This window comes from Petralouisia muris (genome assembly GCF_004793545.1).
Classification (GTDB): domain Bacteria; phylum Bacillota; class Clostridia; order Lachnospirales; family Lachnospiraceae; genus Petralouisia; species Petralouisia muris.
Genome location: NZ_SRYA01000008.1, coordinates 22350 through 46148 on the forward strand (window position 1 = coordinate 22350; position 23799 = coordinate 46148).

At 45.4% G+C, this 23799-nt stretch carries 21 protein-coding genes; 18 read left to right on the top strand and 3 right to left on the bottom strand.

The window, feature by feature from the left end:
* Positions 1–3: 3 nt before the first annotated feature.
* The 12 genes from csm6 to E5329_RS30420 all read left to right on the top strand — a co-directional run bounded on the left by csm6 (position 4) and on the right by E5329_RS30420 (position 13615).
* Entirely contained in the window at positions 4–1296 is a 1293-nt protein-coding gene (csm6, locus tag E5329_RS05135; RefSeq protein WP_135988524.1) for a type III-A CRISPR-associated CARF protein Csm6, read from the top strand.
* A gap of 178 nt (positions 1297–1474) precedes the next feature.
* A complete protein-coding gene (locus tag E5329_RS05140) occupies positions 1475–2005 on the top strand; it encodes a dihydrofolate reductase family protein (RefSeq protein ID WP_135988525.1) in 531 nt (176 codons plus the stop codon).
* 36 nt (positions 2006–2041) lie between these two features.
* On the top strand, positions 2042–3139 hold the full coding sequence (locus E5329_RS05145) for a DUF4261 domain-containing protein (protein WP_135988526.1): 1098 nt from the start codon (positions 2042–2044) through the stop codon (positions 3137–3139).
* A gap of 101 nt (positions 3140–3240) precedes the next feature.
* Positions 3241–4197 carry a DUF6602 domain-containing protein gene (locus E5329_RS05150; RefSeq protein WP_135988527.1) on the top strand — a complete coding sequence of 319 codons (957 nt, stop codon included), beginning with the start codon at positions 3241–3243 and terminating at the stop codon, positions 4195–4197.
* Positions 4194–5108, top strand: a complete 915-nt coding sequence (locus E5329_RS05155; protein ID WP_135988528.1) for an SDR family oxidoreductase — start codon at positions 4194–4196, stop codon at positions 5106–5108. The genes E5329_RS05150 and E5329_RS05155 overlap by 4 nt, the downstream gene beginning before the upstream one ends.
* A 61-nt stretch (positions 5109–5169) precedes the next feature.
* Positions 5170–5370: a hypothetical protein gene (locus E5329_RS05160; RefSeq protein ID WP_135988529.1), complete on the top strand. Its 201-nt coding sequence runs from the start codon at positions 5170–5172 to the stop codon at positions 5368–5370.
* 292 nt (positions 5371–5662) lie between these two features.
* The gene (locus E5329_RS05165) at positions 5663–7483 is read left to right on the top strand and encodes a methyl-accepting chemotaxis protein (RefSeq protein WP_135988530.1); all 1821 of its coding nucleotides are present in this window, start codon (positions 5663–5665) and stop codon (positions 7481–7483) included.
* Positions 7484–8200: 717 nt separating this feature from the next.
* Positions 8201–9946: an aspartate--tRNA ligase gene (gene aspS, locus E5329_RS05170; RefSeq protein ID WP_135988531.1), complete on the top strand. Its 1746-nt coding sequence runs from the start codon at positions 8201–8203 to the stop codon at positions 9944–9946.
* Between the two features lie 120 nt (positions 9947–10066).
* Positions 10067–10384, top strand: a complete 318-nt coding sequence (gatC, locus tag E5329_RS05175) for an Asp-tRNA(Asn)/Glu-tRNA(Gln) amidotransferase subunit GatC (RefSeq protein ID WP_275443030.1) — start codon at positions 10067–10069, stop codon at positions 10382–10384.
* Positions 10385–10399: 15 nt separating this feature from the next.
* Positions 10400–11929, top strand: coding sequence for an Asp-tRNA(Asn)/Glu-tRNA(Gln) amidotransferase subunit GatA (gene gatA, locus E5329_RS05180; protein ID WP_135988532.1), 1530 nt, complete (start codon positions 10400–10402; stop codon positions 11927–11929).
* Entirely contained in the window at positions 11926–13356 is a 1431-nt protein-coding gene (gene gatB / locus E5329_RS05185) for an Asp-tRNA(Asn)/Glu-tRNA(Gln) amidotransferase subunit GatB (protein ID WP_135988533.1), read from the top strand. Before gatA ends, gatB begins: the two co-directional genes overlap by 4 nt.
* A 136-nt stretch (positions 13357–13492) precedes the next feature.
* Positions 13493–13615 carry a hypothetical protein gene (locus tag E5329_RS30420; protein ID WP_275443034.1) on the top strand — a complete coding sequence of 41 codons (123 nt, stop codon included), beginning with the start codon at positions 13493–13495 and terminating at the stop codon, positions 13613–13615.
* 264 nt (positions 13616–13879) lie between these two features.
* Here the strand turns inward: E5329_RS30420 and E5329_RS05190 are convergent, their stop codons facing one another.
* Complete coding sequence (locus E5329_RS05190; protein ID WP_135988534.1) at positions 13880–14530, bottom strand: GntR family transcriptional regulator; 651 nt, start codon at positions 14528–14530, stop codon at positions 13880–13882.
* Between the two features lie 478 nt (positions 14531–15008).
* Between E5329_RS05190 and E5329_RS05195 the strand changes: the two genes are divergently transcribed.
* The 6 genes from E5329_RS05195 (at position 15009) to E5329_RS05220 (ending at position 22061) form a co-directional block, all read left to right on the top strand.
* The gene (locus E5329_RS05195) at positions 15009–16073 is read left to right on the top strand and encodes a zinc-binding alcohol dehydrogenase family protein (RefSeq protein WP_135988535.1); all 1065 of its coding nucleotides are present in this window, start codon (positions 15009–15011) and stop codon (positions 16071–16073) included.
* 12 nt (positions 16074–16085) lie between these two features.
* Positions 16086–17114: a C4-dicarboxylate TRAP transporter substrate-binding protein gene (locus E5329_RS05200; RefSeq protein ID WP_275443035.1), complete on the top strand. Its 1029-nt coding sequence runs from the start codon at positions 16086–16088 to the stop codon at positions 17112–17114.
* Between the two features lie 78 nt (positions 17115–17192).
* Positions 17193–17681 carry a TRAP transporter small permease gene (locus E5329_RS05205; RefSeq protein ID WP_135988536.1) on the top strand — a complete coding sequence of 163 codons (489 nt, stop codon included), beginning with the start codon at positions 17193–17195 and terminating at the stop codon, positions 17679–17681.
* A gap of 2 nt (positions 17682–17683) precedes the next feature.
* Entirely contained in the window at positions 17684–18976 is a 1293-nt protein-coding gene (locus E5329_RS05210; RefSeq protein WP_135988537.1) for a TRAP transporter large permease, read from the top strand.
* A gap of 87 nt (positions 18977–19063) precedes the next feature.
* Entirely contained in the window at positions 19064–20545 is a 1482-nt protein-coding gene (locus E5329_RS05215) for a UxaA family hydrolase (RefSeq protein ID WP_135988538.1), read from the top strand.
* Positions 20546–20564: 19 nt separating this feature from the next.
* Positions 20565–22061: a tagaturonate reductase gene (locus E5329_RS05220; RefSeq protein WP_135988539.1), complete on the top strand. Its 1497-nt coding sequence runs from the start codon at positions 20565–20567 to the stop codon at positions 22059–22061.
* Between the two features lie 36 nt (positions 22062–22097).
* Here the strand turns inward: E5329_RS05220 and E5329_RS30425 are convergent, their stop codons facing one another.
* On the bottom strand, positions 22098–22232 hold the full coding sequence (locus E5329_RS30425; protein WP_275443036.1) for a hypothetical protein: 135 nt from the start codon (positions 22230–22232) through the stop codon (positions 22098–22100).
* Positions 22233–22310: 78 nt separating this feature from the next.
* On the bottom strand, positions 22311–23639 hold the full coding sequence (locus E5329_RS05225; protein ID WP_135988540.1) for an MATE family efflux transporter: 1329 nt from the start codon (positions 23637–23639) through the stop codon (positions 22311–22313).
* Between the last annotated feature and the right edge of the window lie 160 nt (positions 23640–23799).

Genomic DNA, 23799 nt, shown 5'->3' on the forward strand with positions numbered 1-23799 from the left:
ACAATGAAAGTATTATTCAGTGCGATTGGCAGCACAGATCCCATTTCAAATTGTGCAGATGGAGGAATGCTGCATATCTGCAGAGTTTATCATCCAGATAAAATATATTTATATTTGTCGAAAGAAATGTGTAAGTATCATGATATGGATGATCGATATTGTAAGGCTGTCCGTTTACTGGAAGAAGAAATGGAGTGGCAATGTGAGATTGAAGTTATCCGTGATGAAACCATGGAAAATGTTCAGATTTTTGACGCGTTTATTATTTCCTTTGAAAAGATCATCAGCGCTATCAGGGAGAAGGATCAGCCAGAACAATTATACTTGAATGTTTCTTCCGGAACTCCTGCAATGAAATGTTCTTTGCAGATTATTTCCATGCTCTGGAATAATATTCAGGCAATTCAGGTGTCAACTCCTCAGAAATCCAGCAATAAATATCATGAGGACAAAGACAGTTACGATTTGGCTGTACAGTGGGAATGCAATGAAGATAGGAAAGAAGGGTTTGAAAATCGCTGCAGTGTGTCTGACGCAAAATATCTTTTAGATCGTATCCGTAAGGAAAATATACACAAGTATCTGGAAGTCTATGATTATGAAGCGGCAAAAATGATGGCGAATACATTGTCTGTACAGCCTTCGAAACAATTTTTAGATTGTTTGAATCTTGCAATTGAACGCAACAGACTGAACTTGAAATTTGTCAATGGAATGCGGGGCAAATGTCAAGTGTCTGACTGGTTCCCCATTGTACAGGACAGAGAAATGAAGGAATATGAATATATGCTATCCATGCAGACAAAGCTTTGGAAAAGACAATATATGGATTTTATCAGGGACATAACGCCAATCTTTTTTTCCTTGTCAGAAAAGGTATTGAAAAAATACTGTAAATTACGGTTCGAGGATATTGGTAAGAAAAACAGGGAGGGCGTCTTTTGTCTTTCTTTGGATAAGCTGAGAACTCAGAAGATCAAACCTCAGGAAAGATGGGGAAATCATACAAATATTTCCTCTTTTGTGATTTTTAAAATAATGGAACAGAAATGTAAGGAAGAACGTGTGCTGGAACTAATGAAAAACATACGGACTGTGGAGCGGGAGGTGCGGAATTTAGCGGCACATGAGATAGTTGGAGTCACAAAAGGGTGGATAAAAAACCGGACGAAGTTTGAACCCGAACAAATCATGGATATGCTGTTTACGTTTGGTAAATATGCAGGACTTGATATTTCTGCTGAGGACAGGAAAATATACAATACAATGAATGAACATTTGTGGGAATTATTGTAAATTCTGTTGTGGAATAGTGGGGTGAATTATGGTGTATAAAATATGAAACCTATTTGAAAAGAGCTGATAGGGAATCATAAACTGCAGCCATCCAATCCATTTAGAGTATTTCAGCCAATGCCGGCGCACCCACTGCTGTTTTGGCATGTGCATAGAACAAGAAAGCAGGTGAACAACAATGAGAACAGTTACCCTTTATATTGCAATGAGCCTTGACGGCTATATTGCGGATCGTAACGGAACCGTAGATTGGCTTCACGGACAAAGCAGCGATGCGGAAAATATAGATACTTATTCTGATTTTGTCAAAAATATTGACACAGTTGTTATGGGATGGAATACTTATCATCAGGTTGCAACAGAGTTGTCGCCAGAAGAATGGGTTTATCAGGAATTGACAAGCTATGTGATCACTCACAGAGAATTGCCTTCCACAGAGAATATAAAATTTGTGCAGGACAATCCATGCAAGATTGTCAGAAAGTTAAAGCAGGATCAGGGAAAAGGAATATGGCTTTGCGGCGGAAGCAATGTGATTCAGCCTTTACTCCAAAATGACTTGATTGATGAATATTATATTTCTGTGATACCTGTAATTTTAGGCTCCGGCATTCGCCTGTTTGAGGAAATTCCAAATGAAATCAAACTCCGGTTGGTGCGCAGCCAGACGTATAACGGAATCATGGAATTGGTTTATGTCTGCAGATAAAGGAAAATTCAGAGAAAATGATTGGGAGGAAAACAAATGAACGAACAGAGGAAAGCAGCCCAGGCAGTAATGGAGGAATGGTTGTCTCATCCTCAAGAACTGGGGAAAAAGCCTGCAAAGCTGGAGATAGCAGGAGAATTTGATCTGCACGATCTGCATTACTATATTTTCAAATTTAAAAAATCGTTTGTAGGTTCATGGAAGGTGGCGGTTTGCGGAGGCTATGAAGGGGACAGCCTGGGACACTGCGGCCATATTTACAGTGAAATGGAACCCTATGATCCTTCCACAGCCCAGGAAAAATGCATAGAAATGGTAGAACAAATCCGTCAGTATTGGATGGAACGTGCAAAAGAGCAGGAGGAAGGAAATCAGGGCACAGAGCATATAGGCGGAGATTTTTTAGGATTTGTCCTTTTGTCAGCGGCAGAGTTTGATGAAAAAGAATTCCGCACAGCCTTAAAAAAAGACTGGGGGATTGAATGCCCGGAAGAACTAGAACGTCCGGAAAGCAAACAGGACGCCATTGCTTTTGAAGTGGAGGGAATGATGGTTACAGTAGGGTTAATGGATATGAAGGTTCCGAATGGCGAAGCAGAATATTGGGCCAACAGTAACTTTATGACCCGGGAACAGTCTGTTGCCGCAGCCGAAAACCATAAAGCGCATTTGTTGGTGGCTGTACTAGGCAGGGATGCGGCGCCTTTGGAAGCGGGAGAGCTTTTTGTAAAAATTGCCTGCGCCTGCCTGAAAGCACCCAATGCTCTGGGAATCTATGACTGCGGCACAGTATGGCTGCCGGAACACTTTATTCAGATGGCAATGGTGATGAAAGAGGGAGAACTGCCGTTGGGAAATCTGGTGTTTGTGGGTCTGTATCAGGATGAAAAGGGGGTCAGCAGTTGGACCAACGGACTGCGTTCTTTCGGAAAAGATGAACTGGAAGTGGTTGGCAGCAGCCAGCCGGCTTCGGAAGTTTATGATTTGATGATGGATATTTCCGCATATATTTTAGAGGAAGGCGCAGTTCTGCGGGATGGGGAAACCATTGGATTTTCTGCCGATCAGAAACTGTCCCTGACGCGCTCAGAGGGAGTTTATGTGGAAGGACAGACAATCAAAATTGGATTTTAATGCGTATACTGAAGCTGATTGAGAATGTTTCATTTGCTATCATTGCGCAAGAAGAGCGGAAACGGGAAATTGCCAGAAGGAAGAATTAGGAGAAATGCAAAATGGCGGATGATCGAATTAAACAATATTGGTCCAGAGAAATGGACGCTTTATTGGAAACCTACAAACAATTTCAAACGTTGATTCCCTCGGAGAAAGACTGCGGGGCTGCCCACAAAGGGGAAGACGGAAGATATGTGGAGCATTTGGTGCGGGAATATCTGAAACGTTATTTGCCGAAAGATTTGGAAGTATTGACCGGTTTTATTCTGCGGCCTGCAGTTTTATGCGGGAAAAATGATAGATCCAGAAAAAAAGATGCGCATAAAGTATCCGGTCAATTGGATATTATTGTATATGATACCGCTCATTATCCGGTGTATCAGCGGTTTGGAAACAGTGTCATTGTACCGCCGGAAGGGGTGGCGGCTATCTTGTCTGTGAAGAAGTATCTGAGTCCAAAATATATAAAACCGGAAGCGAAAAGCTTGCTGCATGCAGCGAGGCTGTGTCCCCACAAGTTGGGAAATGGGAAGAAAGCGAAAAGTCCATTTACCGCTTTAATTTCCATAGAAGATAAATATGGGGAAAAGAATCAGACTCCTATGACAAAAGAAGAAAAAGGGAAAAGGACATACGACAAGCTGGAGAAAGTTTACAATGGAAGAAAACTGCTTTGTTACGATGAAATGGCGGACTTTGTAGGTTCCCTTGCAGAATGGGGATTGTATAAAGATAACGTGAAGGAAAAGAAAGAAGCCCGCTATTTATATTTTGAATATGATACAGAGAAACGCGCAATGGGATTTCAGTTGATGCTGCAAAAGATTTTAGATGTGTATTATCAGAATAGTTCAGATCTTATTGTCAGGCCCGGGTTTGTAGATAATCGAAAGGAGCAGTTTCAAAAAAGTTTCGGCCCTATACCGTATCAGTGCCAGGAGATAGATCTGGTGCAGGAAACAAAAGAACAAAATAGAAAAAATCTGCAGGCAAACCTGGCGGGAGGTAGAAAATGAAGAAAATGCTGGTTACCGGAGCGTCCGGTTTTCTGGGAAGAAGAATTGTTGATTTCTATACTGGAACATACGAGGTATTTGCGCCCACCCATGGGGAAATGGACATTACAGAAGCAGACGGCACAGTTGCTTTTTTCAGGAAGTATCAGCCGGATTTCGCCGTTCACTGCGCAGCTATGTCGGACGTGGGAATGTGTGAAAAAGAGCCGGAACAATCATGGAACATCAATGTAACAGGCAGTATTAATCTTGCAAAAGCCTCGAAAGAAATCAATGCGAAATGTATTTTGTGCAGTTCCGATCAGGCGTATTTTACCGGAGCGGAATCCAAACGGAAGTCTGACATGAGTCAGGCCCATCGTGAAGACGAGGAGCTTTGTCCTGGCAATTTATATGGGCGGGAAAAATTAAAAGCAGAGCAGGAATGCCTGAACATCAATCCGGACTGCGTACTGCTGCGGCTGTCCTGGATGTATGATGCGAAACCGGGACGGGAGGGGGAACACGGCGATCTCTTCCGTACCCTTCTTCCACAAATAGCAGGCGCAGAAATCATAAAATTTCCTGTTCACGACAGACGGGGAATTACAGATGTCAGCGAAGTAGTAAAGAATCTTGAGAAGACATTTGAGCTTTTAGGCGGCGTCTATAATTTTGGCTCTCCCAATGAGAAGAATACTTATGAAACCGTCCGTCAGGCCTTTGCGGACGCAGGATTAGATCCAGGCAGACTTGGAAAGAATGAAGAAGCCTTTTGCGGGAACCCAAGGAATCTTGCCATGTGCCAGGAAAAAATAAATCAGAACGGCATATATTTTTCATCCACGGCAGAAGGGATTGCCCGGAATCTTACCTGGGCGCTGAATAATTATCAGATTGTAAAACGTTATCACCCAGGCGGCTGCGTCTGACAGGAGCGGTGTGGTGTCCGGTTTGGGTATGCCGTCCGCCCCTCAAACAGCAGCCTTTTCCATGGGGATTATCCAGATGCTGTGTTTGAAATGTGAAGGGAAGAGCCAGGTATCAGATTTCAGATATCTGCGTATGCCTTCCCGCCAGGTGATTTCCGAAGCCAGTATGATGGAATATCTTCGAAGGTTTTATGGCCCGGCAGGAAGAATTAACCGTAACGAAAATAATATGCTTAACGCTGCATCAGACGCCATATCATAATAGCCTGATGAACCACTAATAAATTCTTTTATCTAATCTGTTTATTATCAAGGCCTCCAAAACAAAAATAAGCACTCGCATACGCATCTTCTAAGATCTAACGATGCGTACCGAATGCTTTCACATTTCCTATCCGGTAACAGATTATTTATATTTCAATATTATATCATATTTTCGTGTCAAGATCAATAGAAAAGTGAACTTATCATGCCGTTTCATTGACTTCGGAGGAAAATTGTGTATAATAAAAGTATTACTGTGAAAAGTAAAAGAAATCGGAAGGTGGGGTTACATGAAAGAGAAAAAAGCTGAGAAGGCGACAAAGACAAAGGGATACCGAAGTTTAACGGTGATGCTGGTTTCCATCATCTGTATTATGGTTTCCATTCCGACAATTGGACTGGCGCTTTTAGGAGTCCATTATTTAAAACAGTCTATGGATGAATCTTCAGAGCAGTATGAAGAGACTATGAATGACGGTTATTCCATGGAGATTAAGTCCCAGGTGCAAGGAGCCATATCGTTGGTGCAGAGTTATTATGACAGGAGCCAGAATGGCGAATTTACAGAAGAGGAAGCGAAGGCAAGGGCCGCAGAAGCTGTCCGCCACATCCGTTACCGGGATGATGATTCCGGTTATATCTGGATTGACGGAGAAGATCATGTATTGGTAATGCATCCGATCCTTACTGAACAGGAGGGCACCAACCGGTATGATTTGACGGATCAGAACGGCGTGAAAGTGACCCAGAGCGTTGTTTCCACCGCAAAAGCCGGCGGCGGATATAACGAATTTTATTTTACCAAATCAGATGGAGTGACGGTTGCGCCTAAGATTGCCTATACGGAAATGTTCGAGCCATGGGGCTGGGCAATTGCTACCGGGAACTATGTGGATGAAATGAATGAAAAGATTGACAGCAGGAAAACGGCGATTGAGAAGGAATTTGCAGGTATGTTGACAATTTATGGCATTGCGGCAGTTGTAATGCTCTTGGCAGCTTTGGCTATTTCTGCTTTAAGCGGGACGCGGATTACCAAAGGGATTACAGTTGTAGAAGGCCATCTCCATCAGGTGGCTGCGGGAGATTTGAGTTTTACCATCAGCCCTGATTTGCGCAAACGAAGCGATGAGATTGGAGAGATGGCCCGTTCTCTGGAAAATGTCCGCCAGTCCTTGGCAAATATGATTGGCAGTGTGATTCAGACTGGTGAGACATTGAACCAGAGCAGCGAGAAATTCAGTGAGAAGTTCGGATACATATCAGAGAGCATTCAGAATACCAATCAGGCAATTGATGATCTGGCCCAGGGAGCTACCAACAGCGCCAATGAAACAGAGACGATGAATGAGAAGATCACAGAACTGGGCGGTGTGATTGAGGTGGAAAAAGGCGGCGTGCAGAAGCTGGAGGAAGCAGTTTCCGCCATGGCGAAACATTCCGCCGGAGCTTCGGAAAGCATTCAGGAGCTGGATCGGATTACCAGAACGACAATAGAAGCCATTGATGTGGTGTCTGAGCAGACCAACCGAAACAATGATTCTGCGGCCGATATCAATAAGACCATAGAGATTATCAAAGGGTTAGCCTCCCAGACCAATCTGCTTTCTTTGAATGCCAGCATTGAGGCAGCCAGAGCCGGAGAGGCAGGCAGGGGCTTTGCGGTTGTGGCGGAGGAAATCAGGAATCTTTCTGAGGAATCTTCCGGCAATGCCCAGGAGATTGAAGGGATTGTGAAAGAACTGGTGGGCAATGTAGAGGTTTCCGTCAGCAAGATGCAGGAAGTGATAAACAATGTCCAGAAACAGCAGAAGTGCCTGGAGGAGACCAGGGTGGCGTTTGAGAGCCTGAAACGGGAAGTTGCCATGGTAGAAGAGGTTACAAGGCAGATCGGCGGACAGACAGAAATTTTGAATTCTCTGAAGGAGATTGTTACGGATTCTGCCAATAGTCTTGCCAGTGTGGTAGAACAGAATGCGGCTTCGACACAGGAAACCAGCGCCAGCATGACGCTTTTGTCCCAGACCATTGACGAATGCACGGAGGATACCCAGGGACTTGTGGAATTAAGCCGCAGACAGAACGATCAGGCAAGTAAATTCCGCCTTTGATTTGGCAATGACACGGCAAAACAAAGGGAAGCGGCAGGCAAAAGAAATTTAGCTGTTTAGGTGCTGTTTGATTTAGCGGCAGATTTTTCTGCTGGGGAGAAGAAAATATGGGGAAAAATAAAATTTTTCTTGCCAAATGGAATAATATGTGCTAAGATTACCCATAACTAAAAAACATTAACAGATTAAAGCGATGAAGGAGACTCTTGTTTTCAGAGGCCGACAGGAATATGGCGTCACCGACTGAGAGCGCTGTTTGGAAGAGAAAACAAAGGGAACACTCTGGAGCAGACTGACTGAATGGCTCTGTGCCAGACACGAACCGGAGTAGTTTTGGCAGACAGAAGCTGGAACGGATAAGCAGGACAGTTTTTGGCGAACAGAAGCCGGAACGGATAAGCGACAGTTTTTGGCGGGCAGAAGCCGGAGCAGGTAGGTCAGTACGTTGTGCGCGTTAAGCATCAGAAACTGGAAGGTAATATCAATTATTTTTCGTTTTTATGAGATGGGAATCGCTGAATGTTTGCAGCAGCAGAAACGGTTCTCAATGCGGGTGGTACCGCGGATTCTGAAAGAGATTCGCCCCGGAATACATTTGTATTCCGGGTTTTTTGTGTGCATGGAATCTTTTCAGGAGCCTGAGACGTTGCATTGATGAAAAATCCTCTGGATTTTTCGGAATATAAAACATGGATATCAATAAAAGGAGTGGGAATTATGAGCATGTGTTACAGAGAGGTCACATTACAGCAGGTAAGCGAAGCGGATATCGGAAAAACATTGCGGGTAGCCGGATGGGTGGAAAATATCAGAGATCATGGCGGTGTATCCTTTATTGATTTGCGGGATATGTATGCGGTGATGCAGATTGTAATCCGCAATGGAGAGCTTCTGGAAGGAATTCGCAAGGAGCAGGCAGTCTCTATTCAGGGATTGATTGAAAAGCGGGATGAGGACACTTACAATCCAAAGATTCCCACGGGAACTATTGAGCTGGAAGCAAAGGAAATCCAGATTTTAGGCGATGTATACAAAGCTTTGCCTTTTGAAATAATGACCAGCCGGGAGGTCAGAGAAGATGTCCGACTGAAATACCGTTATTTGGATTTGCGGAACCAGAAGGTCAGGGACAACATTGTGTTCCGTTCCAGGGTTATTTCCTATCTGCGGGAGAAAATGACAGAGCTTGGATTTTTAGAAATCCAGACGCCCATCCTCTGCGCTTCATCCCCAGAGGGAGCCAGAGATTACATTGTGCCTTCCAGGAAATACAAAGGAAAATTTTATGCGCTGCCGCAAGCGCCCCAGCAGTATAAGCAGCTTTTGATGGCGTCAGGCTTTGATAAATATTTTCAGATTGCACCCTGTTTTCGGGATGAGGACGCCAGAGCAGACCGGTCGCCGGGAGAATTCTATCAGCTTGATTTTGAAATGAGCTTTGCGGATCAGGAAGATGTATTCCAGGTAGGCGAGGAAGTCTTGTCCGGCGTATTTGAAAAATTTGCACCGGAAGGAAGTGCAGTGACAAAAGCCCCTTATCCAGTTTACAGCTACAAACAGGCAATGCTGGAATTCGGCACCGATAAGCCGGATTTGAGAAATCCTCTGAGGATTCTGGATCTGACAGAATTTTTCCAGAAATGCACCTTTCAGCCCTTTTTGGGAAAAACGGTGCGGGCCATTCGGGTTCATGCGGAAATGTCCAAAAGCTTTCACGGGAAATTACTGAAATTTGCCACGGAAATCGGTATGGGAGGACTTGGTTATTTGGAAGTGTTAAAGGACGGCAGCTACAAAGGCCCCATTGACAAGTTCATACCAGAGGAGCTGAAAGAGGAATTCCGAAGCCTTGCCAGACTGGAAGTGGGAGACACCATTTTCTTTATGGCAGACCGGGAAGCCAGAGCCGCATATTTTGCAGGAATGATGCGCACGGAACTGGGGGAAAAGTTGGATTTGCTGGAGAAAAACGCTTTTCGTTTCTGCTATGTCAATGATTTTCCCATGTTTGAGCGGGACGCCCAGACAAAAGAAATTGGATTTACCCACAACCCCTTTTCCATGCCTCAGGGCGGGCTGAAAGCATTGGAAACCGCAGACCCGACGGAAATTCTGGCATATCAGTATGATATTGTATGCAATGGAGTGGAGCTTTCCTCCGGCGCAGTCCGAAACCATGATTTGCAGGTGATGATAAAAGCATTTGAGATTGCAGGCTATGATGAGGAGGTCCTGAAACAGAAATTCGGCGCCCTTTACCATGCGTTTCAGTTTGGCGCGCCGCCCCACGCAGGAATGGCGCCGGGAATTGATCGGATGATTATGCTGCTGCGGGGAGAAGAAAATATCCGGGAAGTGATTGCATTTCCCATGAATGGAAATGCCCAGGATTTGATGTGCGGCGCCCCAGGTGAGGTGACGGAACAGCAGCTTCGGGAAGTGCATATTAAGGTCCGGGATTAAGCAAATGGGAAAGAGTCTGTGCAATTCGGGGATTAGACGAATGGGAAAGAATATGTGCAATTCAAGAATTAAGCGAATGAGAAAGAGTATGTGCAATTCAGAGAATAGGAGGAACAGCCATTGGGAGAACTTGAAAAGAAGCAAGGCAAACATATAATTTCTGATGAAACCATTGAGTATGTGGGAATTCTGGCGAAGCTGGAATTGTCCCTGGAAGAAAAGGAACACGCCAAGAAAGACATGGAGGAAATGCTTGATTATATCGACAAGCTGAATGAGCTGGATACTGCAGGAACAGAGCCTATGTCCCATGTCTTTCCAGTAAATAACGTATTCCGGGAAGATGTGGTTACCAATGGTAATGACCGGGAAAACATGCTGAAAAATGCGCCGGAAGTGAAAGACGGAAGTTATCAGGCGCCCAAAACAGTAGAGTGACGAAAGGAAAAGCCAATGAAAGAAATCAGAACTTTTACTGCAGTGCAGCTTGCGGAGAAAATAAAACAAAAAGAAATCAGCGTTGCCGAAGGAGTTCAGGCGTCGCTGGAACAAATTCGTAGCGTAGAAACGGAGATAAACAGTTATGTAACCTTAGATGAGGAGGGAGCGCTGAAACAGGCAGGCGAAGTGCAGAAAAAAATTGACAGCGGGGAGCTGACAGGCCCGCTGGCCGGAGTTCCTGCAGCCATCAAGGATAATATTTGCATGGAAGGAATGCTTACCACCTGCAGTTCCAAAATCCTTGGAAACTTTCTCCCGCCTTACACAGCGGAGGCAGTTTTGAATTTGAAAAAAGCAGGGGCGGTGATTCTGGGTAAGACCAATATGGATGAATTTGCCATGGGCAGCACCACTGAAACCTCTGCCTTTGGAATCACCAGAAATCCCTGGAATTTAAACCATGTGCCAGGCGGTTCCTCCGGCGGAAGCTGTGGGGCAGTGGCGGCAGGGGAATGTTTTTATGCGTTAGGCTCTGATACCGGCGGTTCCATCCGCCAGCCCAGCTCCTTCTGCGGCGTAACGGGGCTGAAGCCAACCTACGGAACCGTTTCCCGGTACGGGCTGGTGGCCTACGGCTCTTCCCTGGATCAAATCGGCCCGGTGGCAAAGGACGTTACGGACTGTGCGGCCATTTTAGAAGCCATTGCTTCCTATGACAGCAAAGATTCCACTTCCCTGAACCGGGAGGATACAGAGTTTACTTCTGCCTTAAAAGATGAGATAAAAGGAATGAAAATCGGAATCCCCAGGGATTATCTGGGAGAGGGACTGGAGCAGGATGTGAAAACTTCTGTCCTGGCAGCGGCAAAGGCCCTGGAGGAGAAAGGCGCTCTTGTAGAAGAATTTGATTTGAGCCTGGTGGAATATGCAATTCCGGCCTACTATGTCATTGCCTGTGCCGAAGCAAGTTCCAACCTGGCCCGGTTTGACGGCGTAAAATATGGTTACCGCAGCAAAGAATTCGAGGGGCTTCACCAGATGTATAAAAAGTCCCGTTCCGAAGGGTTCGGCCCGGAGGTAAAGCGGAGAATTATGCTGGGTTCCTTTGTGTTAAGTTCCGGTTATTATGACGCTTATTATTTGAAAGCATTGCGCACTAAGGCATTGATTAAGCAGGCTTTTGACCGTGCGTTTGAAACATATGACGTGATTCTTGGTCCCGCAGCGCCCACCACTGCGCCAGAAATCGGAAAAAGCTTAAGGGACCCGCTGAAAATGTATTTGGGAGATATTTATACCGTTTCTGTAAATCTGGCGGGGCTGCCTGCCATGACCCTGCCCTGCGGACTGGATGCAAAGGGTCTGCCCATCGGCCTGCAGTTGATTGGAGATTGCTTTCAGGAAAAAAAGATTCTGCAGGCGGCATACGCTTATGAGCAGACCAGAGAATGGAAAAGCAGCCCGGCGGCAGAACAGGGCATCAAGGGATTGAAAGAAAAAAATATGTTTCAATCTGTGTCGGAACAGGAGGTGGGAGCATGAGCAGAGAATATGAAACCGTGATAGGATTGGAAGTCCATGTGGAACTTGCCACAAAAACAAAGATTTTCTGCGGCTGTTCAACAGCCTTTGGAGGAGCCCCCAATGCCCATACTTGCCCGGTATGCGCCGGAATGCCTGGTTCCCTTCCCGTGCTGAATAAACAGGTGGTGGAATATGCCATGGCTGTAGGGCTTGCCGCTAATTGTTCCATTACCCGGCACTGTAAATTTGACCGGAAGAATTACTTTTATCCGGATAATCCCCAGAATTATCAGATTTCTCAGTTATATCTGCCCATTTGCAGAGATGGAAGCGTGGAAATTGAGACTTCCGCAGGGAAAAAGGCTGTAAGGATCCATGAGATTCATATGGAGGAAGACGCCGGAAAATTAATCCATGATGAGCGGGGCGACTGTTCCCTTGTGGACTATAACCGTTCCGGCGTTCCCCTGATTGAGATAGTTTCTGAACCGGATATGCGTTCGGCGGAAGAAGTCATTGCCTATCTGGAGAAGCTGCGGATGATGATTCAGTATCTTGGGGCTTCCGACTGTAAATTAAACGAAGGCTCCATGCGGGCGGATGTGAATCTGTCAGTGCGGGAGGTTGGTGTGGAAGCATTTGGAACCCGTACGGAAATGAAGAACCTGAATTCCTTTAAAGCCATAGCAAGAGCCATTGAAAATGAGAAAAACCGCCAGATTGATTTGCTGGAGGAAGGAAAAAAGGTGATTCAGGAAACCAGAAGATGGGACGATCTCAAAGAATATTCTTATGCCATGCGCAGCAAAGAGGACGCGCAGGATTACCGGTATTTTCCGGAACCGGATTTAGTTCCCCTGGTAATCAGCGAGGAATGGGTGGAAGAAATTAAATCCCGTCAGCCGGAATTTCAGCCAGAGAAAATGGAACGGTACAAAAGAGAATACGGCCTGCCGGAGTATGACGCTCAGATCATTACAGGTTCCAAGCATCTGGCGGATCTTTTTGAAGCTGCCGCAGCGCTTTGCAAAAAGCCTAAAAAGGTAAGCAACTGGCTGATGGGCGAGACCATACGTCTGTTAAAAGAACAGGACATGGAGCCGGAAGACATTCGTTTTGCCCCGGCAAATCTGGCGAAGCTCATAGAACTTACGGAAGCGGGCAGCATTAATGGAACGGTGGCAAAAGAAGTGTTTGAAAAAATTTTTGAGGAAGACATCGATCCGGCTGTCTATGTAGAGAAGCAGGGCTTGAAAACTGTCAATGATGCAGGAGAATTAAGAAACGCCATTTTGCAGGTCATGAAAGACAATCCCAAGTCTGTGGAAGATTACCGGAATGGAAAGGAGAAGGCCATTGGATTTCTGGTGGGGCAGACCATGAAGGCCATGAAAGGAAAAGCAAATCCGGGGATGGTAAATAAGATTTTGAAGGAACTGCTGTAGTTATTGGGCTGTGGGAAAATGTTGGTTTTTCTCCACAGCCCTGTGTCTTTGAATTTATTTCCCTTTCCTGATTGGCAGATGAAGACAAATATGATATGCTTTTATGGAATCAATTGCGGAAAGGGGCGTGCATATTATGAAACAGGCCATTTCAATTGGAAACCAGGATTATAAATCGCTGGTAGAAAAGGTGCATTTTACGTTGACAAAACTTGGAAAGAAGAGCGATATCGTAATCTGCAGGGGAGTTATCCGATGATTTTTCTTACCTTTGCGGACATCAAAGGGCAGTCTTCCAGAGGGAAACAGGGCGGTTTCTTTATCATCTTGCGCTGACCAACCGGGAAGTCCGGATTATGTTTGAAGATATGATTAAAGATTGACTGGCGGAAAATTATAAAATTTCTTACAATCGGGAAAGAAAGTGCTGATTGGCAGGGAGTGAGTTTGCGTCGGGGAATGACAGATTTTCTGCAAGATATCTTGTGTAAAAATTTCATTCCCCCACAGCCTTCTTCTTCTGTCAATTGCTTTGCTGCAAAATATAATCAAAAATAATATCCTTAGACTGGGATAAATGATACCGCAGCGCATCCGCTGCCTCAGCCCAGTTTCCTTTCAGTGTGGCTTTCACAATTGTCATATGTTCTTCCACGGTAGGTTTCAGCCGGCCTTTTTGCATGATTCCGGTTAACACCCGGGTTCTTCGGATCTGGCTTTCGATGGCAGTGTACAGGCTGAGGAAGTAGGAGTTTTCAGAAGCGTCAATAAAAATCCGGTGGAATTTGTCGTCCATTTCTTCAAAGGAATAAGCGGTTTCTGATGGCTTATTTAAATAGGCCTCATATTGTCTGAAATAGTTCATATAAGTTTCTTTTGGAATTTTGTTTCCGTAATGCTGTACAGAATAGGGCTCAATCAGATGCCTGGCCTCGTAGAGCATATTGATTTCATCCAGGGTGATGTTGGGGATATAAATGCCTTTTTTGGGCAGTATTTTCACAAGCCCTTCCTGCTCCAGACGGCTGAGCGCATCCCGGATGGGAGTGCGGCTGACGGAAATTTCTTTTTGGATCAGTTCTTCGTTAATTACCATTTCTGGTGCGTATTCACAGTTGATGATTTTTTCCTTGATAATATTATAGGCTTGATGCTTCAGTGTTTCTCTGGGCATTGGAGAAGATCTCCTTTCTGTTGTTTTCATTAAAATATTGCGGAAATGATTTGCCAACAAGTTGTCACTATATCAAGAAGAATAGCAAATCACTTGGCAAATAAGCATGCTTTTGAGTAACAAGTGCTTATAAATATCTTAAATATACCAGAAAACAAGTGTGTTGTATACATCAAATGCAGCAAAGGTTCATCGGTTGAAATAATGTATACATTAAAGGCGAAAAAAATAAAATTTTAACACAATTTTTTATAATTAATATTGTAATTGTTTAAAAATCAATTATTATAAGGGGAAAATAAAAAAATAAATGTATACAACAATATAAAAAATGAGGAAGTTGTTCGTCATTTGTACTAAAAACCAGGGTTTAAAATTGTATATAATGATGGTTTTGACGTAAAAATAGAAATAAGCATTGACTAAAATATATTTTGGTAGTACTGTTGTATACAACAAAACAAAAGGAGGAGAACTTATGAAAACAATTTTAATTCCGGAGCCGGGAAAAGTGGAAATCAGGGAATCTGAACTGCCTGTGCCGAAAGAAGGGGAAGCATTGCTCAAAGTGCTCTACGGAGGAATCTGCGGCAGCGACCTTGGAACCTACCGGGGCACCTTTGCCTATGCAGGATATCCCCGCATTCCAGGCCATGAATTTTCGGCCCAGATTGTGCAGATCGGAGAGAATGACAAGGGCCTGAAAGAGGGAATGGTGGTAACCTGCAATCCTTACTTCAACTGTCAAAGCTGCTATTCCTGTGAACGGGGGCTTTTGAACTGCTGTGAATCCAATGAAACTATGGGCGCACAGAGAGATGGAGCTTTTTCCGAGTACATTACTATGCCGGTGGAGCGTATTTATGACGGGAAGGGACTGAACCCCAAACAACTGGCTTTGATTGAGCCATTCTGCATCAGCTACCATGGCGTAGCGCGGGCGGATATCAAAAAGGGCGACAAAGTACTGGTAATCGGAGCAGGAACCATCGGCGTGCTGGCTGCAGTTGCCGCAAAGGCAAAGGGCGGAGAAGTCTATATCGCAGATGTGGCAAAGGAGAAGCTTCAATATGCTTACCAAACCTTCGGGCTTGCAGGCGTGATCAAGAATGATGGAGCGGAGACGTTTCTGGAAAAGGCGCTGTCCGTCACCGGAAATCATCACGGATTTGACGTCTGTATAGAAGCGGTGGGCCTTCCTTCCACCTTCCAGAACTGCATTGACGCAGCGGCCTTCGGAGGACGTGTGGTGTTAATCGGCGTTGGAAAAACCAATCTGGATTTTAATTTTACGATGATACAGAAAAAGGAACTGCAGATTTTAGGTTCCAGAAACGCATTGAAAAAAGATTTCCTGGAATTGATTGATTTGGTAAAAAGCGGAGCGGTTGATTTAGAAAAGATTGTGATGAATCCAGACTCTGAAGACAGTGCAAAGAGATCTGAGTATCCGCTGGAGGAAGCGGCGAAAGCATTTGAAGAGTTTGATAAATTCGGCGGCAGCAAGCTGAAGGTAGTGATTCATTTTGCAGATCCAAAGTAGGAGGGAGAAAACGTGGAGAAGAGAAAAATATTGTCCATTGGGGGAACGTTTCTGGCAGCGGCCCTTGTGGCGGTTTTGCTGGTGAATGTAAGGAAAACCATGTCGGCCAATTCAGACGGGATTATCCTGCAGATTGGATTCGAGAATTCAATCTCCGAGCCCATCGGCCAGGCTTTGGTAAAATGGCAGCAGCTGGTGGAAGAGCAGGGGGACGGGTCCATCCGTCTGGAACTGTACCCGGACAGCCAGTTGGGAAGCAAAAATGAACTGATTGACGGCATGACCTTTGGGGAAAATTATATTACGCTGGCAGACGGCGCGTTTTATGCAGATTACGGGGTAAAAGATTTCGGTATTGTATTCGGGCCGTTTCTGTTTGATAACTGGGAACAGTGCTGGGATTTGATTGAAAGCGACTGGTATCAGGGACAGTGTGAAGAGTTAGAGGGCCGCGGCTTAAAAATCGTAACCTCCAACTGGAAATACGGCGAACGGCATACACTGACGAAACAGAAGGTTGAAACTGTGGAGGATTTGAAAGGTTTGAAAATCCGTGTTCCCGGAAATCAGCTTCAGTCCATTGGTTTTGACGTATTGGGAGCAACCTCTACCGGAATGGATTTGGGGGATGTGTATCAGGCATTGCAGACAGGCGCCATTGACGGTGCAGAAAATCCTCTTGCCACATTATACGGAAGAAAGCTCCATGAAGTGGCAAAATATCTGATTATGGACGCCCATGTGCTGAATTTTACTACCTGGGTGATGAGCAATGAAGTGTTTGAGGGGCTTGACAAAGAGCAGCAGGAGCTTCTGATATCCACAGCGAAAGAAGCTGGGATTTATAACAATGAACTGGTGGAAGAATCCAACGATGAATATCTGCAGATGATGATGGATGAGGGCATGGAAGTGGTAGAACCCTCCCAGGAGGTTATGGATGGATTTAAGAAAAAGGCGGAAGCGTTTTACAGCCAGGGAGATGTATTCGGATGGTCTGAGGGCTTGTATGAAAAGGTAAAAGCAGAAATAGGAAAATAATTCTGAGTGTTGAGAAAATAGCAGAAGCGTGCCTGATGTATTAATTCTGATATGTATAGAGGAAGGAGAAGAGAACGGATGGAGAAAAAGATTTCGGTGAAAGGAATTGTCATGAATCTGGACATTATTGTGGCGTCGGCTGCATTGGCAGTTCTGATCATTCTGACATTTCTTGGGGTAATTATGCGTTATTTGGTGGGGCAGCCCTTTACCTGGATGGAAGAACTGCAGCTGTTTTGCATGGTATGGATTGTATTTGCGGCAGGAGGCGCAGCCTTCCGGACCGGGAGCCATGTAGCCATTGAAATGGTGGTGGAAATGTTTCCGGAAAAAATTCAGAAGGCCATGGAATATGTGGTGGATGTGATTGTTCTGTTGGTTGTGGGGTTTTTATTTTATTGCAGCATACGGTTTTTGCATGTATTTATTGCAAATGGAAGGACTACCAGCATGCTGGGAATTCCGATGCAGGTGCAGTACGGGATTGCGCCAGTGTCCTATATCCTGATGATTGTAAGCTATTTCAGTTCCAGATATTTTGCGGTTAAAGAGAAAGGAGGAGAGTGATTATGCCAAGTTCCGTAATTGTTACAATTTGTGCTATATTAATGCTGATATTTTTGTTTCTGAAGGTTCCGGTTTACCTTGCAGTTTTGGCGGCGTCGGCAGTTTATTTTGTACTGAATCCCTATGCAAATCCAACGGTGTTTGCCCAGCAGTCCATTACCGGAGTGGAAAGCATTTCCTTGCTGGCAATTCCATTTTTTGTTTGCGCAGGCATTGTAATGAATTATACCGGAGTCACTTCCCGTATTATGAATTTCTGTTCCATGCTGACTGGGCGGATGACTGGAGGACTTGCCCAGGTAAATGTGCTTCTGTCTACCCTGATGGGCGGACTGTCCGGTTCTAACCTGGCAGATGCTGCCATGGAAGCGAAAATGATGGTTCCGGAAATGGAAAAGGCAGGATTTTCCAAATCTTTCTCCACGGTGGTGACGGCTGTGTCTTCCATGATTACGCCTTTGATCCCGCCAGGAATCGCGATGATTCTGTATGGCTGCATTGCAAATGTGTCCATTGGAAAATTATTTATTTCAGGTATCGGGGTTGGGGCAATCCTCTGTATCGCTGAAATGATTCTGGTGGCTGTGATTTCAAAGAAGCGGGGCTATCAGCCTATGCGCGCCGAAAAGCTTACAATGGAAGAAGTGGGCAAAGCCACGAAACCGGCAATTCTGCCCTTGTGCCTGCCGATTATTATTATCGGAGGCATCCGTCTTGGCGCATTTACGGCAACGGAAGCAGGCGCGGTGGCGATTATTTATGCGGTGATTCTGGGAATTGCCTACAGGGAATTAAAGTGGAAAGATGTATTGGCGACGCTGAAGGAAACCGTTACCTCTACCGCATCCATTATGCTGATTGTATCTGCGGCGGCGGTATTTTCCTGGATTCTCACCAAAGAACAGATTCCCCAGCAGCTGACGGAATGGATGATGGCGGCCATTCAGAATAAATATGTATTTTTGATGGTGGTAAATGTTTTCCTGATTCTTGTGGGAATGTTCATTGAAGGCAATGCTTCCATGATTATTCTGGTTCCATTGCTGGCTCCGGTGGCGGCAAGCTATGGAATAGATGAAATTCAGTTTGCCATGGTGTATATTTTTAATAACGCATTGGGGGCGTTTTCACCGCCAATGGGAACCTTGATGTTTGTTACCTGCGGCGTTACCAAATGCAAGACCAAAGATTTTATCAAAGAATCGGTGCCCTTTTACATACTGCTGTTTGTGGTATTGCTGCTGCTGACCTATGTGCCTTTCTGCACGACAGCCCTGGTAGATTTGTTCTACTAATACAATCTGTTCTGCGCATTTGTCAGGCGGACTGCGGGAAAATGGCAAGATGTGCAGAACGGTTAAAAATGATAAGGAGTAAAGCCTATGAGAGAATTTATCAAAATTCATCCGAAGGATTCTGTTGCGGTAGCTCTTTTGCCTCTGGAAAAAGGAAGGAAATTTCAAATCGACGGGCAGGGCATTGCATTAAGGGAAGAAATTCCCCAGGGTCATAAATTTGCACTGGAAAAAATTCCGGCGGGAACGGAAGTCATCAAATATGGAAACAGCATTGGGAGGGCCAAAGAGGATATTCTGCCCGGAGCCTGGGTCCATATCCATAATGTAAAAACCGGGCTTGGAGAGGTGTTGGACTACAGGTTTCAGCCACAGGAAATCAGGATGGAAACAACAGAAGAGGCGTATTTTGAAGGATACCGAAGAAGCGGCGGCAAGGCAGGCGTCCGCAACGAAATCTGGATTATCCCCACGGTGGGCTGTGTAAATAATGTAGCGCAGGCAATTGAGAAAAGAGCGAAAAAATATGTGAAAGGCTCCGTAGAGGAAATTGTGGCCTTTCCTCATCCCTACGGCTGTTCCCAGATGGGAGAGGATCAGGAGCACACCAGACAGATACTGGCGGATTTTGTCAATCATCCTAATGCCGGCGGAGTGCTGGTGTTGGGGCTTGGATGTGAAAACAGCAATATTGAGGAACTGAAAAAATATATTGGGCCGTATGAGGAAAAACGGGTAAAATTCCTGGCTGCCCAGGAGTGTGAGGACGAAATCGAAGAAGCAATGAAGCTGGTGGAGCAGCTGGCGGAATATGCAGGAAGTTTTCAGCGAGAGCCCATTCCTGTCAGCGAGCTGGTGATTGGCATGAAATGCGGCGGCTCGGACGGTTTGTCCGGCATCACTGCAAATCCGGCAGTGGGAGGTTTTTCGGATTTGCTGATTTCCAAAGGCGGCACTACGATTTTAACGGAAGTTCCAGAGATGTTCGGTGCGGAAACCCTGCTGATGAACCGATGCCGGAATGAGGAATTGTTTCATCAGACGGTAAGCCTGATTAATGATTTTAAGAATTATTTTACCTCCCATCATCAGACCATTTATGAAAATCCCTCTCCCGGCAATAAAAAAGGCGGCATTACTACTCTGGAGGATAAGTCTCTGGGCTGTACCCAGAAGTCGGGAAGCGCACCGGTGAGCGGGGTGCTGTCTTACGGTGAGCCAGTCCAGGAAAAGGGGCTGAATCTGCTAAGTGCGCCGGGCAATGATTTGGTGGCCTCTACAGCCCTTGCGGCTTCAGGGGCGCATATCGTATTGTTTACCACCGGCCGGGGGACGCCCTTTGCATCTCCGGTGCCTACCGTGAAGATTTCCAGCAATACACAGCTTGCAGAGAGAAAAAGCAATTGGATTGATTTTAACTGCGGAGTAATTGCAGAGGATCGTACCCTGGAAGAGGTTTCCAGACAATTATTTTCCTATGTGCTGGAGGTGGCTTCCGGCAGAAAGGTAAAGGCGGAAGAAGCAGGATTTCATGATATGGCGATTTTTAAGCAGGGAGTGACTTTATAATGGCAGAAGGAGGAAAAACGTGAAAAAATTATCTTATCAAACATTAAAGGAATTAAATTATCAAGGATATCTTTTGGAAGATGCGCCAGAGCGCGTTCTTCAATTCGGAGAAGGGAATTTCTTAAGGGCGTTTGTGGACTATTTCATTGATGTGATGAACGAAAAAGCAGAGTTTCACGCAAAGGCGGTATTAGTCCAGCCAATCAGCGGAGGCGATGCAATCCGTGAATTTATCAATGAACAGGAGGGGCTGTATACACTGTTTTTGCGGGGAAGCGAGAAGGGGCAGAAGGTCAGTGAGAAACGTGTGATTTCCAGTGTCAGCCGATGCCTGAATCCTTACAGCGATTATGATGCATACATGGAATGCGCGAAAAATCCGCAGCTTCGCTTTATTGCCTGCAACACGACCGAAGCGGGCATCCAGTATGATAAGTCCTGCCAGTTTGCGGATCAGCCGGCTTCCAGTTATCCCGGTAAGCTGACTCAGTTCCTCTATGCCAGATATCAGGCGTTTGGGAAGGAAACGGGAAAGGGATTTGTGATTCTTTCCTGTGAATTGATTGATAATAATGGAAAAGAACTGGAAAAATGTGTGCTCCAGTATGCACAGCAATGGGAGCTGGGTGAGGAATTTATCAATTGGGTGAAGCGGGAGAATATTTTCTGCTCCACGCTGGTGGATCGTATCGTGACGGGATATCCGAGAGAGGAAGCAGCCGCAATCTGTGAGGAACTGGGGTATGAGGACAACATCGTTGATACTGGAGAAATCTTCGGTTTCTGGGTTATAGAGGGGCCCCAAAGCCTGAAAAAGGAGCTGCCTTTTGAGGAGGCCGGACTTCCGGTTTTGATTACAGACGATCACAAGCCTTATAAACAGCGGAAAGTCCGTATTCTGAATGGCGCGCACACCTCCATGGTGCTGGGGGCGTATCTGGCCGGGCAGGATATTGTCAGAAATTGTATGCAGGATGATGTGATTCGGGAATTTATGAATCGGACGATTTATGAAGAAATCATCCCTACATTGACGCTGCCGGAGGAAGAACTGATGGATTTTGCAAAGGCAGTGACCGATCGGTTTAATAATCCTTTTATTGATCATGCGCTGCTTGCAATTTCTCTGAATTCCACATCCAAGTGGCGGGCAAGGGTGCTGCCGTCTCTGAAAGGATATGTGGAAAAATATCAGAAGCTTCCGATATGCATTACGGCGTCTCTGGCGTTCTATCTGGCATTTTACAGAGGAAGCCGTCTGGACGACAGCGGATTTTATGGAAACCGGGGAGAGGAAGAATACAGAATCAATGATGAGCGGCCTGTACTGGAGTTTTTTCACGGACATCAGAAAGATGATGCTGAAACCCTTGTGAAAGAGGTTCTTTCCAATCAGGAATTCTGGGGAGAGGATTTGACGAAAATGAACGGGCTGTGTGATGCAGTGGCGCAGAATTTAAAAGTGATTGAGGAACGGGGAGCTTATGAGCTGATGAAACAAAGTCTGAAAAATTAGAATGGCTAAAAAATAGTCGTTATATGAAAGGGGCTGTCATTTCCCGACAGCCCCGTATTTTAAGTTAACAATATTCCTTGACGCCGCATGACTCGTAAAGATCCTTTTTATAACCCCGGTCATTTTTGGCTCGCTTTTGTATTCTTCCAGATAAGCCAAAGTTCTGTTCATAGATGTCCTCCTAAATTTTTCGTATAACTTGTCAGGTATCTTAACGTTATAGCATAAGGTTTACAGATTCTCGATCGTTTATGCGGCCGCAGCCCGCCGGTAAATTGCCAAAGAGCAGCCCGCTGTCACAAATTCAGAAAAGCAAAAAGCGTACCATACGCCATCCGCTTTGGCAAACCGGCTGAAGAAAAAGGCTGCAGGTATAATGACCAAAGTATACCGAAGCAGTGAGATCAATAGAGCCGGAGTCCCCTTTCCAAGTCCCTCCAAAGCTCCGGAGCTGGTGACGGAAACAGCAGATATAATAAAGCCAAGGCTGATGATGTGAAGGGCCCTAACGCCGATCTGTACCGTTTCTGGATTGGAAGTAAACAGCCCAATCAGCTGGCCGGGAATGATCCAGGAAAGTAAAGTTCCAATCAGCATAACGCCCATGATTAATTTCAGGGAAATCCGGTAAATTTCCTGCACGCGTCCCTGTTCCCCGGCGCCGTAATTATAGCCCATCAAAGGACGGATACCCTGGATAATTCCATTGGCAGTCAGGTAAATAAAGGTCTGTAATTTGTAATAAACCCCAAGAACCAGTACATAGGTTCCGGAAAAAGCAGAGAGAATGCCGTTTAATACGGAAATCAGCAGAGAAGGCAGCGCCATGCTCAGTGTGGCGGAAATTCCAATGGAATACATTCTCAAAATCACCTCTTTGTCGGGTTTTGCAGCGTCTCGTCTGATTTTCACGGGAATTGGCTGAAAAAAGTAAAACAAAAGATAGACAGCCAGGGAAAAGCACTGTCCGATTCCTGTGGCATAGGCGGCTCCTGCGATGCCCATGGCGGGAAAAGGGCCTATGCCGAAGATCATCAGCGGGTCTAACACAATGTTGACAATAAAACCGCACATCATGCAGAACATGGAAACCTGCATCCTTCCCACAGACTGGAAAATTTTCTCAAAAGACAGCCCAAGGGTAATAAATACAGCAAACAGGAAAGCTCTGTTGGCATAGGTGAGAGCAAGCCGGATTATGGCTTCATCGGAAGAGAACATCCTCAAAAATGCAGGCATTCCGGCAATGGATAAAATGGTAAGCGCAACGCCGTGGAGAAAATTCAAAAGCGTTCCCTGGGTGGCTGCTTTATCTGCCTGCTTTTGCTTTCCGGCGCCCAGATAAAATGCGGCGCAGGCATTGATTCCGATGGCAAAGCCGATGGCAATGGCGTTGATTAAGTTCTGAATGGGATAGACAAGGGCCAGTGCGGTCATGGCGTCCTCGCTTAACTTTGCCACAAAGTAGCTGTCTACAATATTGTACAGGGAATTCACCGCCATGGAAATTACCATGGGAAGCGACATAGACAGCACCAGCGGCAGGATCTTTTTTTCTTTCATAAATGTCTGGTCCATAAATTTTTCCTCCATCGTTAGAATGTACGGATTTTTCTGATGTCATAGAAAATGGTGCAACACCTTTCTATGACATAAAAAAAGCCACACAATTGCGTAATGCGATTGTGTGGCGAAAAAAGATTGCTCTTGAAAAATCCACTCCTCCAGAGGATGTTTC

What these genes read in the sequence shown, in the direction of transcription:
- csm6 (WP_135988524.1), top strand. Translation starts at nt 4, where the DNA reads ATGAAAGTATTATTCAGTGCGATTGGCAGCACAGATCCCATTTCAAAT.
- E5329_RS05140 (WP_135988525.1), top strand. Translation starts at nt 1,475, where the DNA reads ATGAGAACAGTTACCCTTTATATTGCAATGAGCCTTGACGGCTATATT.
- E5329_RS05145 (WP_135988526.1), top strand. Translation starts at nt 2,042, where the DNA reads ATGAACGAACAGAGGAAAGCAGCCCAGGCAGTAATGGAGGAATGGTTG.
- E5329_RS05150 (WP_135988527.1), top strand. Translation starts at nt 3,241, where the DNA reads ATGGCGGATGATCGAATTAAACAATATTGGTCCAGAGAAATGGACGCT.
- E5329_RS05155 (WP_135988528.1), top strand. Translation starts at nt 4,194, where the DNA reads ATGAAGAAAATGCTGGTTACCGGAGCGTCCGGTTTTCTGGGAAGAAGA.
- E5329_RS05160 (WP_135988529.1), top strand. Translation starts at nt 5,170, where the DNA reads ATGGGGATTATCCAGATGCTGTGTTTGAAATGTGAAGGGAAGAGCCAG.
- E5329_RS05165 (WP_135988530.1), top strand. Translation starts at nt 5,663, where the DNA reads ATGAAAGAGAAAAAAGCTGAGAAGGCGACAAAGACAAAGGGATACCGA.
- aspS (WP_135988531.1), top strand. Translation starts at nt 8,201, where the DNA reads ATGAGCATGTGTTACAGAGAGGTCACATTACAGCAGGTAAGCGAAGCG.
- gatA (WP_135988532.1), top strand. Translation starts at nt 10,400, where the DNA reads ATGAAAGAAATCAGAACTTTTACTGCAGTGCAGCTTGCGGAGAAAATA.
- gatB (WP_135988533.1), top strand. Translation starts at nt 11,926, where the DNA reads ATGAGCAGAGAATATGAAACCGTGATAGGATTGGAAGTCCATGTGGAA.
- E5329_RS30420 (WP_275443034.1), top strand. Translation starts at nt 13,493, where the DNA reads ATGAAACAGGCCATTTCAATTGGAAACCAGGATTATAAATCGCTGGTA.
- E5329_RS05190 (WP_135988534.1), bottom strand. Translation starts at nt 14,530, where the DNA reads ATGCCCAGAGAAACACTGAAGCATCAAGCCTATAATATTATCAAGGAA.
- E5329_RS05195 (WP_135988535.1), top strand. Translation starts at nt 15,009, where the DNA reads ATGAAAACAATTTTAATTCCGGAGCCGGGAAAAGTGGAAATCAGGGAA.
- E5329_RS05205 (WP_135988536.1), top strand. Translation starts at nt 17,193, where the DNA reads ATGGAGAAAAAGATTTCGGTGAAAGGAATTGTCATGAATCTGGACATT.
- E5329_RS05210 (WP_135988537.1), top strand. Translation starts at nt 17,684, where the DNA reads ATGCCAAGTTCCGTAATTGTTACAATTTGTGCTATATTAATGCTGATA.
- E5329_RS05215 (WP_135988538.1), top strand. Translation starts at nt 19,064, where the DNA reads ATGAGAGAATTTATCAAAATTCATCCGAAGGATTCTGTTGCGGTAGCT.
- E5329_RS30425 (WP_275443036.1), bottom strand. Translation starts at nt 22,232, where the DNA reads ATGAACAGAACTTTGGCTTATCTGGAAGAATACAAAAGCGAGCCAAAA.
- E5329_RS05225 (WP_135988540.1), bottom strand. Translation starts at nt 23,639, where the DNA reads ATGGACCAGACATTTATGAAAGAAAAAAAGATCCTGCCGCTGGTGCTG.